We start from the raw sequence: 13,147 nt of genomic DNA on the forward strand, positions 1-13,147 counted from the left end.
GTCGGCCCATGGCATTTCGTGGTGTCGGGCCGGCTGCCTGGCGTCTCGCGGTGTCGGGCTGACTCGCGGCACCTCGCCGCGTCTCGCCGGGCCTGACCGTCTCTGGGAAATCTCGCCGCGACCGTCGCGGTTTGTGGATGACCTTGTCGCCAGCCCCCACACTCTGCGCCGGGGTGTCATGTGCCGTTCCGCTCGATCGGCCCGCCGGGCGATGAGTCGGCTCGTCGCACCGGTTGGCCGGCGGGAGCACGGCCGGACCGGGTGGCGGCCGGCGCGAGTAGGTATCCGTCGTCGCGGCGGACGACCAGACCCATTTGCTCCAGCAGGGAGAGCTTGCGCAGGGTGGTGCGCAGGTCGAAGCCGGTCCGCGCGGAGAGGGCGTCCGGGCCGAGTGGGCCGCGTCGCGGAACCAGTTCCAGGACCAGCGCGGACTCGTCGTCCAGGGCGTCCTGCGGCCGGGCCGGGCCACGCACCGGCGGAGCGAGGTCGGCACCGATTCGCCCGACCTCCTCCAGCACGTGTGGCACGCCGGTGACCAGCCGCGTCTCGGGGTATTCGCGGAGCAGTTCGTGTGCACCGACCGACATGGCGGAGGTTACGGGTCCGGGCACCACCATCGACGGTCGCTTCATCGCCAGGGCGCGACGCAGCGTCTGGGTGGCTCCGCTGCGGGCCGCCGCCTCCACCAGCAGGGTGCCGGCGGTGGCTGCGGCGATCACCCGATTGCGGATCAGGAACCGGGGCCGCAGCGGCTCCGCTCCGGGTGGCCATTCGCTCACCAGCAGGCCGACGTCGGCGATCCGGTCGAAGAGGGCGGTGTTGCCCATCGGATAGGGCCGGTCGACGCCGCAGGCCAGAACCGCCACGGTCAGGCCATTGGCGTTCAGCGCGCCCCGGTGCGCCGCCGCGTCGATGCCGAACGCTCCGCCGGAGACGACGGTCCAGTCCCGTTCGGCCAGCCCGTAGGCGATCTCGGTGCCGACGTGCAGCCCGTACGGGGTGGCGGCCCGGGAACCGACCACGGCCACCGAGCGTTGGAACGCCTCGCCGAGCGACGCGGCACCGCGTACCCAGAAGCAGAGCGGCGGTGCGGTCTCCTGGTCGACCCTGCGGTCGGCACTGGGCAACGTCAGCTCGTGCAGGCCCTGTAGCCGGGTCGGCCACTCGGCGTCGGCCGGCGTCACCAGGCGCGCGCCGAGCCGTTCGGTCTGCGTGGCGGCGGCGTCCGCGACCTGCCACGGGTCGCCAGCGGCCAGCCGGGCCTCGACCGTTGCCCGCAGCCGATGGTCCGGCACCTTCGCGGCGAGCAGTCGGTGCAGTGCCCCGGCCGCGCCGAACCGCTGCACGAGGCGGTACACCGCTCGGGTGCCGGGCTCGAACAGCCAGTTCAGCGCGATGCGTGCCAGCCGGTCCTCGTCCAGCCGAGCCGGGTCGCCCAGCCCGAAAATCGGCTCGACAGCCGCCTCCGGTGCTGTCTCAGCCCCGGCTGCTGCTGTCTGAGCCCCGGCTGCGGCGTCGGCATCCGGACCAGGCTGGTACGCCGGTTTGCGGCGGTCCGCCGCGACTGCCGATGGGCCGGGGGTGACGGAGTTTGGGGCTGTTGGAACAGGGCGTGCTGATCTGGTCATGTGATGCTCCCGGTGCGCAGTTGGGTCGCTTCGTCCACGTCACCGCTGTCGGGCCGGTCGCGACCGTCGAGGTCGGCGATGCTCCAGGCGACTCGGATCACCCGGTCGAAGCCACGGGCGGAGAGCGCGCCGCTGTCGAGGAGTCGGCGCAACGCGTGGGTGTCGTTCGCCGGCAACCGCCAGCGGGGCTGTCGCAGTTGCGGGCCTGGTACCTCGGCGTTGACCCGCCATCCGCCCACGGCCCAGCGGGCAGCGGCGGCGGCACGGGCCTTGCCGACCCGCTCGGCGACGACGACGGACGACTCGACGGTCTGCTCGGCGGCCATCAGCTCCGCCGCGCGTAGCGGGTTCACCGTCACCTGTAGGTCCAGCCGGTCGAGCAACGGACCGGAGAGTCGGTTGAGATAGCGGCGGCGAGCCAGCGGCGTGCACTCGCACGAGATGTCGCCGGAGGGCCTGGCGCAGGGGCAGGGGTTCGCAGCCACCACCAGTTGCACCCGGGCGGGGTACTCCGTGCCGCCTCGGGCCCGGGTCAGCACGATCCGGCCGCTCTCCAACGGCTGGCGAAGTGCCTCCAGCGTCCCCCTGGCGTATTCCGGGGCCTCGTCGAGGAAGAGCACTCCGCGATGGGCCAACGACACGGCTCCGGGCCGGGCCAGTCCCGACCCGCCGCCGACCAGCGAAGCGACGGTCGCCGTGTGGTGCGGCGCCTGGAACGGTGGCCGGCGCAGCAGTTGCCCGTCCGGGGGCAGCAGCCCGGCGATCGAGTGCAGTGCGGTGACTTCCAACGCGGCGTCGTCGTCCAGTTCCGGCAGGATCGAGGGCAGCCGCTCGGCCAGCATCGTCTTGCCCGCCCCGGGCGGGCCGAGCAGGGCCAGATGGTGGGCACCGGCGGCGGCCACCTCCACGGCGCGTCGCCCGAGCCCCTGACCGGCGACGTCGGCGAGGTCGGGGCCGGACCAGGGTGGCGCCGCACGCTGGGCCGGCGGATCGAGCAGCGGGGCGCCGTCCCGGATGAACGCCACGAGCCGGTGCAGGGTGTCGACCGCCCGGACCCGTACGCCGGGTACGACCGACGCCTCGGCGGCGTTGTCGAGGGGTACGACCACCCGGGTGATGCCGGCTCGGGCCGCCGCCGCGACCATCGGCAGTACGCCCCGGACCGGCCGGACCGTCCCGTCCAGTCCCAGTTCGCCGAGGACGGCGACCTGTTCCAGCGGAGCGAGCGGCATCTCGCCCGAGCCGCCCAGCAGGGCTGCCGCGATGGCGAGGTCGAATGCCGAGCCGTGCTTCGGAAGGGTCGCGGGCAGCAGGTTCACGGTGATCCGACGGTTCGGCCAGCGTTGCCCGGAGTTGACGATGGCCGCCCGGACCCGGTCGCGGGCCTCGTTGAGCGCGGTGTCGGGCAACCCGGACAGTACGACGGTCGGCAGGCCGGTGGCCAGGTCGGCCTCGACCTCGACGAGGTGTCCGGTCACCCCGACCAGTCCCACGCAGAGCACCTTGGCGTAACTCATCGCCGGGGCCCGGGGGAGGTGTCTCGCGGTATCGGCATGCGTTCGACCGTGCCCGGAACGGGTGCGGCGGGCAGGCCCGACGGACGGGCCTGTGGACAACCCGGCACCCTGTGGACGTCCGGACGATCAAGGGGTAACTGTGCTATGCCCGGGCAGCCCGGCCGGGTGGACCGACCCTGCGCGCGGGTCAGCCCGGCTCGACCGACCCGGCCCCGACGTCGAACGGGCGGTCGACCGCCGCCTCCAACACCACGACGGTCCGGGTGCCGGTGACCCCGTCGATGCCGAAGATCTGCTGGAGTACGCCATGGAGTGCCCCCGTGGTGGCGGTTCTGACCTTGAGCACCTTCCGTGCCCGACGTGATCACCGCGCGGTTCCATCTGGTCGACCAGCGGTTCGCCCGCTGCGACGGCGACTTCGTCGTCCAGCGCCTGCACACCGGCCTGCGCAAGGCGGAGGGCCGGTCTACTTCCCGCGCCTGCACACCGGCCTGCGCAAGGCGGAGGGCCGGTCTACTTCCCGGCCGATCGCTACCCGGTCTGGAGCGACACCCCGAACGACCGGCTGCTGCGCTGGGACGAGACGACCGGCTGCTGCGCTGGGACGAGACGACCGGGGTGGTAGGGGTGTTCCGGCAGTCTTCCGGGCATGCCAACGGCAACACGGTGGACCGGCAGGGCCCGCCTGGTCATTTGTGGGGACACCTTGGCCGAGTGCGACTTCGGCCGCTTCGACGGCATCCGGCTGGACGGTGCCGGGCGGGTCTGGGCAGCCGCCTGGGACGGGCTGCACTGTTTCCATCCGGACGGCAACCTGCTCGGCAAGCTCCTGCTGCCGACGGGGTCGCCAGCCTGACCTTCGTCGGTCCCCGTCGCAACGACCCATGCTGCGCGCCTTTGGACCCGGGTTCGTCGCGGCCTCGACCTCGCTGTAGGCCATCCGCCTCACCTGCAACGGCGCCCGCTATCCCGACTGGCCCTGCACAGGGTCGGAGTCAGGTCCGGGATCGGGCCGACCCGGGCCGGGTTCGAGGCCGGACCCTGGGTTCATCGTGGGGAGGCGGCCAGGGTACCGCCGCCTGGCTAGCTGCGGGACTGTCCCGACCCGGCCCGGTCGAGCAGTTCGTGCAGTAGGGCAACCACCTCCTCCGGTGCGAACGCCATGGCCTGCTCGCCCACCGTGACCTCGAAGCTGCATCTCGCCGGATCCGGCCCGGAGAGCACCCGTGCGAATAGCTGGACGCCGCGCTCGGCGATCATCTCCTCGCCGGCCCGCTCGACGTCCTGTTTCGACGCGGGCAGGTGGATGTGGAAGATCGGCGTCTGGGGCGGGTCGGGCCATGCCAGGGCCACCCCGTCGGCGTTGATCGCCGTCGCGAGCGTGATCGCGTGTTCCCGGAACGCCGGCATCCGGGGCAGCAGGTTGTCGAGGCCGGCGAGACCGGCCAGCGCCAGCGGCCAGGCGTCGTGGATCGCTCCGCCGAGGCGGGCACGCCACGCCGTCGCCTCGGCGACCGTCCCGGCGTCGGCGGCGAGGATGGCACCCCGGATGCCCAGCAGCGACTTGTAGAGCGAGGTGTAGACGGTGTCGAACAGCCCGGCGATCTCCGCGAACGGGCGACGGTAGTAGGTCTGCGCCTCCCACAGCCGGGCACCGTCCAGGTGGGCCGCCGCACCGCGCTCCCGGACGGCCGCTACCTGCCCGCGCAGGTCGTCCCATTCCGGCAGTTGCCCACCGATGTCCCGCTGTGGCAACTCCCAGACGACGGCGGCCAGCGGCTCGCCGACCGCCGCCAGGTCCGCCCCGGTCAGCAGACGGTGGCGGTCTCCGACCGGATGGAACCGCAGCCCGTGCACCACGTGGTAGCCGCGCTGCTCCCAGACGTCCAGGTGACTCTGCGGATGCGCGGCGAACGCGTGCCGGCCGTGCCGTTCGGCGTGGATCCGCAGGGCCACCTGCTGGGCCATCGTCCCGGTCGGGAAAAAGAGCGCCGATTCCGTACCGAGCAGGTCGGCGATCCGCCGTTCCAGCCGGGCGACCGGCGCGTCCGGGCCACCCGGGGGCGTGTCGTCGTCGACCTGATCGAGTAGTTGCCGCAGGACCGTCCGGGGCATCCGGTGGATCGGCGAGTGCAGGAAGAGGGACCGCCGGATCGGCGAGGCGCCGGTGGTGGGCGGGCGGGACTCGGAGGGAGGCATGTGGACGAGTCTCACCTTGTTGCCATCTCTTGGCAACAAGGAGATCATCGTGCTCAGAACGCGGCCCGGAGGTGCTCGACCCGAGCGGGGCCGCGCCGTGCCGGGTACACCTCGACGACGTCGAACCGGACCTGCTCCGGATGTGCACCGCTGGTCCTCAACCACTCGGCGGCCAACCCGCGCAGCCGCTGCGCCTTCCGGCCCACCACCGCGTCGGCGGCGCTGCCGAAGGTGTCACTGCGCCGGGTCTTCACCTCGCAGAAGGCGAGCACGTCGCCCTCCCAGGCGATGATGTCGATCTCGCCGTCGGCGCACCGCCAGTTGCGGGCCACCACCCGCAGGCCCGCCTCCACCAGGTGTCGTACGGCACACCGCTCGCCGTACGCGCCGACCGCCTGTCTCGCTGCTGTCATGGTTGGACCCTGGCTCTGCTGGGATGGCGGGGCAATCCCGGCAGTCCTCGGCTGTGGATATCCAGGGGTGCTGTGGACAGTCGGACGATCACGTCGTCCGGCTGCTATGAACGCCACCTGACGTCGCCGCCGCGCCGGCCGACTGGCGGGCACCCCCGCAGGTCACATACGGTGCGTGGCCGTGGAGCAGCAACCCAACTTCCCGACGGACCAGACGCCCGGCTGGCGGGCCGGCGACCGTGGTTACCCCGACCAGCAGTGGAACGGTGGCCAGGACCGCTACCCCGGTACCGCCCAAACGCCCACGCCCACGCCGACCCAGCCCGGTCCGGCATCGGACGACCGGTACGGCCTGCCCTTCGACGCCGGCACCGCGCGGTACGCCGAGCCGGCCCGTTTCGGCGTACCGCGCGGTGCCGCCACCGACGGGTACGCCGCACCGGACCCGCGCGCCGGGAACCACCTGGACGGCGGCGGGTACGGCGGCTTCGCCCCGACCGGCGTCCCGGACTCGACCCGACCGGCCCTGGAAGTGCCGTTGCCGAACTTCGGCACGGGCCCGATCGGCACGGGCCCGATCGGTACCGGCCCGATCGGTACCGGCCCGATCGGCACCGGGCCCGGCTATCCGCCTGCTGGCTGGAGCGGTGACCCGGGCGGGCAGTCGCATCCCACGGTCCAGAGCACCGCGCATCCCCTGGCGCCCGGCGTCGCCGACGTCACCGGCCGCGTGCCGATCGCGGAAGACCCCGGTCGGCTCCCGGCCGGAGCCGGGCAGGGGGCCGTGCCCACCCCGCTCGACGAGGGCCCGGGCGCGGGACGGCACGATTCCGCCACCACCGGACCGGAGGAGGGCCTGGGCGCCGGTCGGCACGACGCCGGCCCGCTCGCTGCGGCGGAGGGCTGGAGTATCGGCCGGCACGGTGCCGCGCCGGGCGAACCGGGTCAGCCGGCCCCCGCCGCGCCGGATGCCGGTCGGGCGGATTCGGCCCGGTCACCGCTGAGCGGGTACCCGATCGTGCAGCCGGGCCGCAACGCCGACCAGGCCGGCGTGCTGGACCAGCCGACCAACCTGGTGCCGCAGGTCGACGCGCGGCCCGGCGCGGGCGGCGCGGCGGTCGGTGCCGAGGCGTCGAGCCGGCACACCGAGGCGCTCGACCGGTCGGCACTGCACCGGCCGGCCGCGCCGACCGCGCCGGGGCAGCCGGTCCCGGGGCTGCCCGGCGGACTCGTCCCGCCGGCCGGCGACGGCGTGTACCGGACCCGCCGACCCGCCGTGGCCGTGGCCCTGGCCGTGCTCGCGGTGGTCTTCGAGGTGCCGGCGGTACGTCTGCTCGTCGACGGGACGCTCGGCGATCCGGTGCTGCCCTCCGCCGTGCTCTCCGGGCTCTTCCTGGTGCTGGGGCTGCCGATCTTCGCCGCCGGGCTGTACGGGCTGGTCACCAGCGCCGGTGCGCTCGCCGACCCGGTGCGGGCCTGGCTCCGGCCGCCCACCGGATATCTCACCATCGGGCTGGTGCTCTTCGTCGCGGCGGCCCTCGCCGCGGGCTGACCGGCGTGCCGCGCTCGACGGCGGTACCACCTGTGCCGGATGGCAGGGCCGGCGCCACCGGGTCCGGACCATCGTCGCCGAACATCCCGAACCGAACACCTGGGGCGAAGCGCCGTGAACAGAACGGGCATGTACCCCGAACGCACGGTCGGCCACAGCGCCCCGGACCCGACACGGCGGCCGGTACCCGACGGTCGGGTCGCCGGTCGACAGCTCGGACAGGCGCGGCCAGGCAGGGAGCACCAGGGCCAGCATTGCCGCCCGCCCGGGCTGACCGATCTGCCGGTGAGCGGTGGTGGGTGGGGGTTTGTGTGCTGCTGGGTACGGCGGGGCGTACACTTGGCGATTGGCGACCGCCTCGCGCGGTCGACCTCGCGTGCCCTCTTCACGGTCCGCCCGTGGAGCGACGGCCCCCTGGTCCCGATCTTGATCGGGTCCGCCATGGCCGGCGATCAGGCGCCAGGACGCCAGGCCGCCGGCCCGGCGTGACAACCAGGGACAGTTAGGGAGCACCCCACCATGGCCGTAGTGACCATGCGCCAGCTGCTGGAGAGCGGTGTCCACTTCGGGCACCAGACCCGGCGCTGGAACCCGAAGATGAAGCGCTTCATCTTCACCGAGCGCAACGGCATCTACATCATCGACCTGCGGCAGACCCTCGACTACATCGAGAAGGCGTACGAGTTCGTGCGCGGGACCGTCGCCGAGGGCGGCAGCATTCTCTTCGTGGGCACCAAGAAGCAGGCCCAGGAGGCGATCGCCGAGCAGGCGACCCGGGTCGGCCAGCCGTTCGTCAACCACCGCTGGCTCGGCGGCATGCTGACCAACTTCCAGACGGTCTACAAGCGGCTCCAGCGGATGAAGGAGCTGGAGGCGCTCGGCGACCTGTCCGGCACCGCGCAGGGCTACACCAAGAAGGAGACCCTGCAGCTCTCCCGCGAGAAGGACAAGCTGACCCGTACCCTGGGCGGCCTGCGGGACATGCAGAAGGTTCCGGCCGCGATCTGGGTGGTCGACACCAAGAAGGAGCACATCGCCGTCGACGAGGCCCGCAAGCTGGGCATTCCGGTGATCGCCGTGCTCGACACCAACTGCGACCCGGACGAGGTCGACTTCCCGATCCCGGGTAACGACGACGCGATCCGCTCCGCCGAGCTGCTGACCAAGGTCATCGCGGCGGCCGTCGGCGACGGCCTGATCGCCCGCTCGGGCAAGCGCCGGGGCACCGACGAGAAGCCCGAGCCGGGTGTGGTCGGCGCCGACGAGCCGCTCGCCGAGTGGGAGCGCGAGCTGATCGAGGACAACGAGAAGAAGGCGGCCGGCGAGGCCGAGCAGAAGGCCGCCGAGCCGGCGGGCGTCGCCGCCGAATGACCTTCCCGTCGGATTCCGCCGGCTGATCACCGGCCGGCGGGATCCGATCCGGTACGAGGCACCGCGGATCGCCCGCTCGGGGCGATCGGGCGATCCGCAGAAGACCACGAATCAGCCGCGTTACACACCGAAGAGAGAGTCATGTCCAACTTCACCGCCGCGGACGTCAAGAAGCTCCGGGACCTCACCGGCGCCGGCATGATGGACTGCAAGAAGGCCCTCACCGAGTCCGAGGGCGACTTCGACAAGGCTGTCGAGGTCCTGCGCGTCAAGGGCGTCAAGGACGTCGGCAAGCGGGCCGGCCGGACGGCCGCGAACGGCCTGGTGGCGCACTCCGGCAAGGCGTTGCTGGAACTCAACTGCGAGACCGACTTCGTCGCCAAGAACACCGACTTCATCGCGTTCGCGCAGCTCCTGGTCGAGCACGGTGCGCAGATCGGTGCCGCCGACGCCGAGGCGCTGCTCGGCAGCACGCTGCCGGACGGCAAGAACGTCGCCGACGCCGTACAGGAGCAGTCGGCCAAGATCGGTGAGAAGCTGGTGCTGAACCGCTTCGCCCTGGTGGACGGGACCGTCGCGGTCTACCTGCACCGCAAGGCGCAGGACCTGCCGCCGCAGGTCGGCGTGCTGGTGGAGTACACCGGCAAGGCCGACGAGGCGGCCGACGCCGACGCGCGCGGGGTCGCCATGCAGATCGCCGCGATGCGCCCGAAGTACCTCTCCCGGGACGAGGTCCCGGCCGAGACCGTCGCCTCCGAGCGGCGGATCGCCGAGCAGACCGCCCGCGAGGAGGGCAAGCCCGAGGCCGCCCTGTCCAAGATCGTCGAGGGCCGGGTCAACGCGTTCTTCAAGGACTACGTCCTGATCGAGCAGTCCTCGGTCGCCGACAACAAGAAGTCGGTCAAGCAGGTGCTGGCCGAGGCCGGCATCGAGGTGACCCGGTTCGTCCGGTTCGAGGTCGGCCAGGCCTGAGCCGGTTCCGCGAGCCCGGATCGCCGCGAGCCGGGCCTGCGGCGCAGTGACACGGACGGGAGGCCGCTGGTGTACGGAACGGACACCACGGCCTCCTCGTCACGTAGGGTCAGCAGCGGCAGGTTGGCTGAACTGGGCGCCGGCGTTCCGGCGTGGGAAAGGCGGGTCGGATGACGCAGGTTGTGAGTGACCGGACCCTGGCGGCGGACGACCCGACGGCACCGCCGCCCGGGCGGGCCCGCAGGGTGGTGCTCAAGCTGTCCGGCGAGGTCTTCGGCGGCGGGGCGATCGGCGTCGACCCGGACGTCGTCCAGGCCATCGCGCGGCAGATCGCCACCGTGGTACGCCGGGGCGTGCAGGTCTCGGTGGTGGTCGGCGGCGGGAACTTCTTCCGGGGTGCGGAGCTGCAGAAGCGCGGCATGGACCGGGCCCGGGCCGACTACATGGGCATGCTCGGCACGGTGATGAACTGCCTCGCACTCCAGGACTTCCTGGAGAAGGAGGACATCGAGACGCGGGTGCAGAGCGCGATCACGATGGCCCAGGTGGCCGAGCCGTACATTCCGTTGCGGGCCATCCGGCACCTGGAGAAGGGCCGCGTGGTGATCTTCGGCGCGGGCGCCGGGATGCCGTACTTCTCCACCGACACGGTTGCCGCCCAGCGGGCGCTGGAGATCCGCGCCGACGTGGTGCTGATGAGCAAGAACGGGGTGGACGGCGTCTACACGGCCGATCCGCGTACCGACCCGAACGCCAGCAAGCTCGACAAGATCACCTTCTCCGAGGTGCTGCGTCGCGGCCTCCGGGTCGCCGATGCCGCCGCGTTCAGCCTCTGCGAGGAGAATGGCCTGCCGATGCTGGTGTTCGGCGCCGAGGGCGACGACACCATCATCCGGGCGGTCGCCGGCGAGCCGATCGGCACGTTGATCACGACGTGAGTCGGGCAGGGGCCCGGGCCGGCGGGTGGGGGCCGGGGTGCAGTATTTCGGGAGCAGCATCCAGCAGAGGGAGGCGAGGGAGCAGGTGATCGACGACACCCTCCTCGAGGCCGAGGAGAAGATGGAGCGCGCGGTCGAGCACGCCAAGGAGGAGTTTGGCGCCATCCGTACCGGGCGGGCCACTCCGGCGATGTTCTCCAAGATCATTATCGACTACTACGGCAGTCCCACCCCGCTGACCCAGATGGCCTCCGTCGGGGTACCCGAGCCGCGGATGGCGATCATCAAGCCGTACGACGCGTCGCAGATCCAGGCGATGGAGAAGGCGATCCGCGACTCCGACCTCGGCGTGAACCCCAACAACGAGGGCAACCAGCTCCGCATCCTGCTGCCGCAGATGACCGAGGAGCGACGCCGGGACATGATTAAGGTGGCCCGGCACAAGGGTGAGGAAGCCAAGGTGGCGATCCGGAACATCCGCCGCCGGGGCAAGGAGGAACTCGACCGGATCGTCAAGGACGGCGAGGCGGGCGAGGACGAGGGCCGACGTGCCGAGAAGGAACTCGACGACCTCACCCACAAGTACGTCTCGCACGTCGACGAGTTGGTGAAACACAAGGAAACCGAGTTGCTCGAGGTCTGATGTCCCACGTCGACCCCTACGGCGGTAGCGCGGAGCCGCGTGGCTGGCAGCGGCCGGAGCAACCACCTGGCCCGGAGTGGTCCCGTGGCCCGGGGCGCCAGGACGGGCCCACGGGCCGACGGCGGCCGGCCGGCGACGACGACGCCTGGGCTCGGGCGCGGCACGGCGGTGCCGCGCCCGACGCCTATTCCGCCCCGACCGATTCCTATCCGGTCACCTCGGAGCCCCGCCCGGCCACCCCGGGGGCGTACCCGCCCCCGGTCGGCGCGTATCCGGGTGCACCGTCCCCGGCCGGACCGGCAGAGACGTATCCGGGCACGCCCGGTGGCTACCCGGGGCCGGGGACCGGTTATCCGGGACCAGGCAACGACTATCCGGGACCAGGCAACGACTATCCGGGACCAGGCAACGACTACCCGGGACCAGGGAACGGCTACCCGGAGCCCGGCAACGACTACCCGGCCGGGCCGGCCGACGGCTTCCCCGAACCTGCGAACGGCTATCCGGCGGGGCCTGCGAACGGCTATCCGCGTGGACCCGCGAACGGCTATCCGGCGGGGCCTGTGGACGGCTACCCGCCCGGACCCGCGAACGGCTATCCGTCCGGTGCGATGGACGACCGTCCGTCCGGGCCCGTGGACGACTTCCGGGGGGCGGGGGAGGGCTATCCCGACGCCGGTCGCCGGGCGGGCGGATCGACCGGGCACCGCAACGGGCACCTGGCCGAGGGCGTACCGGATCCTACGGCGGAGTGGCGTTCCGCCGAGTCGGCCGGCGACCGGCCGGGGGGCCCCGACGACGGCGTGCAGGCGTACCGGAACGGTGCCGGCCGGCGTGACGGCGGTGACCGGCGCGACGGTGACGACCTGGTCGGTGCCGGCCCCGGGGTGGATCCGCCGACCAACCCGGTCGGCTGGCCGCTCGTCGACCCGGAGCCGGAGCCGGATCCGTCCGCGCGGCGGGGCCCGGGACGGCGCCGGGCGACCCGGTCCGGCAAGCCCGCCGGCCAGTCCCGGGCCGGCCGGAACCTGCCGGCCGCGATCGGGGTCGGACTCGGGCTCGGCGCGGCGATCGTCGTCCCGCTCTTCCTGTTCCGCCCGGCCTTCCTCGCCGTGGTCGCGCTCGCGGTCGGCATCGGCATCTGGGAGATGACCCGGGCGGTACGCCCCGCCGGAATGCACCCGCCGCTCGTGCCGCTGGTCGGCGGTGGCCTGCTGATGGTCGGGCTGGCCTGGTGGGCCGGTCCGGACGCGCTCAGCCTCGGGCTGCTGGTGACGGTGCTGGCCACCATGGTCTGGCGGCTCGGCGACGGGCCGGCCGGCTACCAGCGGGACATGATCGCGGCCACCCTGATCGCGGTCTACGTGTCGTTTCTCGGCGGGTTCGCGGCCCTGCTCGCCGCCGAGCCGGCCGACGGTGAGCTGCGGGTGCTGGTCACCCTGGTCGCGGTGGTCCTCTCCGACACCGGCGGGTACGCCGCCGGGGTGGCCTTCGGCAAGCACCCGATGGCGCCCTCGGTGAGCCCGAAGAAGTCCTGGGAGGGCTTTGCCGGCTCGGTGCTGGCGGCTGCCGTGGGCAGTTCCGTGCTGCTGGCGCTCCTGCTCGACGTCGAGTTGTGGTGGGGGGCCCTGTTCGGGGTGGCGGTCTCGGTGGCGGCGGTCCTCGGCGACCTGGCCGAGTCCATGATCAAGCGGGATCTCAAGGTCAAGGACATGAGCAACCTGCTGCCGGGGCACGGCGGGCTGATGGACCGGCTGGACTCGATCCTCTTCGCGGTGCCCACCGCCTACCTACTACTGGCGATCTTCGTCCAGCCCGGCTGAGAGGTGCGATGAGGCGGCACATCCGGGGCGTCCGGCCCTGGTCACGGGTTCGGCACCTCCGGCCAGGTGCGTTGTCGCGCCGACGTGGGAG

At 72.5% G+C, this 13,147-nt stretch carries 11 protein-coding genes and 1 pseudogene; 7 read left to right on the plus strand and 5 right to left on the minus strand.

From position 1 onward, the window contains the following. Positions 1–176: 176 nt before the first annotated feature. From Pen02_RS07385 to Pen02_RS07395, 3 genes are all read right to left on the minus strand, one after another. Positions 177–1,448 carry a DNA-processing protein DprA gene (locus Pen02_RS07385; protein WP_239140310.1) on the minus strand — a complete coding sequence of 424 codons (1,272 nt, stop codon included), beginning with the start codon at positions 1,446–1,448 and terminating at the stop codon, positions 177–179. 176 nt (positions 1,449–1,624) lie between these two features. Further along, positions 1,625–3,145, minus strand: a complete 1,521-nt coding sequence (locus tag Pen02_RS07390; RefSeq protein ID WP_203865187.1) for a YifB family Mg chelatase-like AAA ATPase — start codon at positions 3,143–3,145, stop codon at positions 1,625–1,627. A 187-nt stretch (positions 3,146–3,332) separates the two neighbouring features. Continuing rightward, a complete protein-coding gene (locus tag Pen02_RS07395) occupies positions 3,333–3,491 on the minus strand; it encodes a hypothetical protein (RefSeq protein ID WP_203865188.1) in 159 nt (52 codons plus the stop codon). A gap of 5 nt (positions 3,492–3,496) precedes the next feature. On the opposite strand from Pen02_RS07395, the pseudogene Pen02_RS07400 reads away from it, so the two are divergent. Next, positions 3,497–4,128, plus strand: a pseudogene (locus tag Pen02_RS07400) (SMP-30/gluconolactonase/LRE family protein); the annotation flags it as partial. Between the two features lie 100 nt (positions 4,129–4,228). Here the strand turns inward: Pen02_RS07400 and Pen02_RS07405 are convergent. Together Pen02_RS07405 and Pen02_RS07410 are read right to left on the minus strand one after the other, a co-directional pair. Beyond that, a complete protein-coding gene (locus tag Pen02_RS07405; RefSeq protein WP_203865189.1) occupies positions 4,229–5,344 on the minus strand; it encodes a threonine aldolase family protein in 1,116 nt (371 codons plus the stop codon). A 53-nt stretch (positions 5,345–5,397) separates the two neighbouring features. Continuing rightward, positions 5,398–5,757: a YraN family protein gene (locus Pen02_RS07410; protein ID WP_203865190.1), complete on the minus strand. Its 360-nt coding sequence runs from the start codon at positions 5,755–5,757 to the stop codon at positions 5,398–5,400. Between the two features lie 181 nt (positions 5,758–5,938). Between Pen02_RS07410 and Pen02_RS07415 the strand changes: the two genes are divergently transcribed. The 6 genes from Pen02_RS07415 (at position 5,939) to Pen02_RS07440 (ending at position 13,056) form a co-directional block, all read left to right on the plus strand. Beyond that, positions 5,939–7,309: a hypothetical protein gene (locus Pen02_RS07415; RefSeq protein WP_203865191.1), complete on the plus strand. Its 1,371-nt coding sequence runs from the start codon at positions 5,939–5,941 to the stop codon at positions 7,307–7,309. A 519-nt stretch (positions 7,310–7,828) separates the two neighbouring features. Then, positions 7,829–8,680, plus strand: a complete 852-nt coding sequence (gene rpsB, locus Pen02_RS07420; protein ID WP_203865192.1) for a 30S ribosomal protein S2 — start codon at positions 7,829–7,831, stop codon at positions 8,678–8,680. A 141-nt stretch (positions 8,681–8,821) separates the two neighbouring features. Beyond that, positions 8,822–9,652 carry a translation elongation factor Ts gene (gene tsf / locus Pen02_RS07425; protein WP_203865193.1) on the plus strand — a complete coding sequence of 277 codons (831 nt, stop codon included), beginning with the start codon at positions 8,822–8,824 and terminating at the stop codon, positions 9,650–9,652. A gap of 170 nt (positions 9,653–9,822) precedes the next feature. Continuing rightward, entirely contained in the window at positions 9,823–10,590 is a 768-nt protein-coding gene (pyrH, locus tag Pen02_RS07430; RefSeq protein WP_239140216.1) for a UMP kinase, read from the plus strand. Positions 10,591–10,675: 85 nt separating this feature from the next. Continuing rightward, positions 10,676–11,233, plus strand: a complete 558-nt coding sequence (gene frr / locus Pen02_RS07435; RefSeq protein ID WP_203865475.1) for a ribosome recycling factor — start codon at positions 10,676–10,678, stop codon at positions 11,231–11,233. A gap of 563 nt (positions 11,234–11,796) precedes the next feature. Beyond that, positions 11,797–13,056: a phosphatidate cytidylyltransferase gene (locus tag Pen02_RS07440; RefSeq protein WP_372445589.1), complete on the plus strand. Its 1,260-nt coding sequence runs from the start codon at positions 11,797–11,799 to the stop codon at positions 13,054–13,056. Positions 13,057–13,147 lie beyond the last annotated feature (91 nt).

The sequence above is a fragment of the Plantactinospora endophytica genome, assembly GCF_016862915.1.
Classification (GTDB): Bacteria; Actinomycetota; Actinomycetes; order Mycobacteriales; family Micromonosporaceae; genus Plantactinospora; species Plantactinospora endophytica.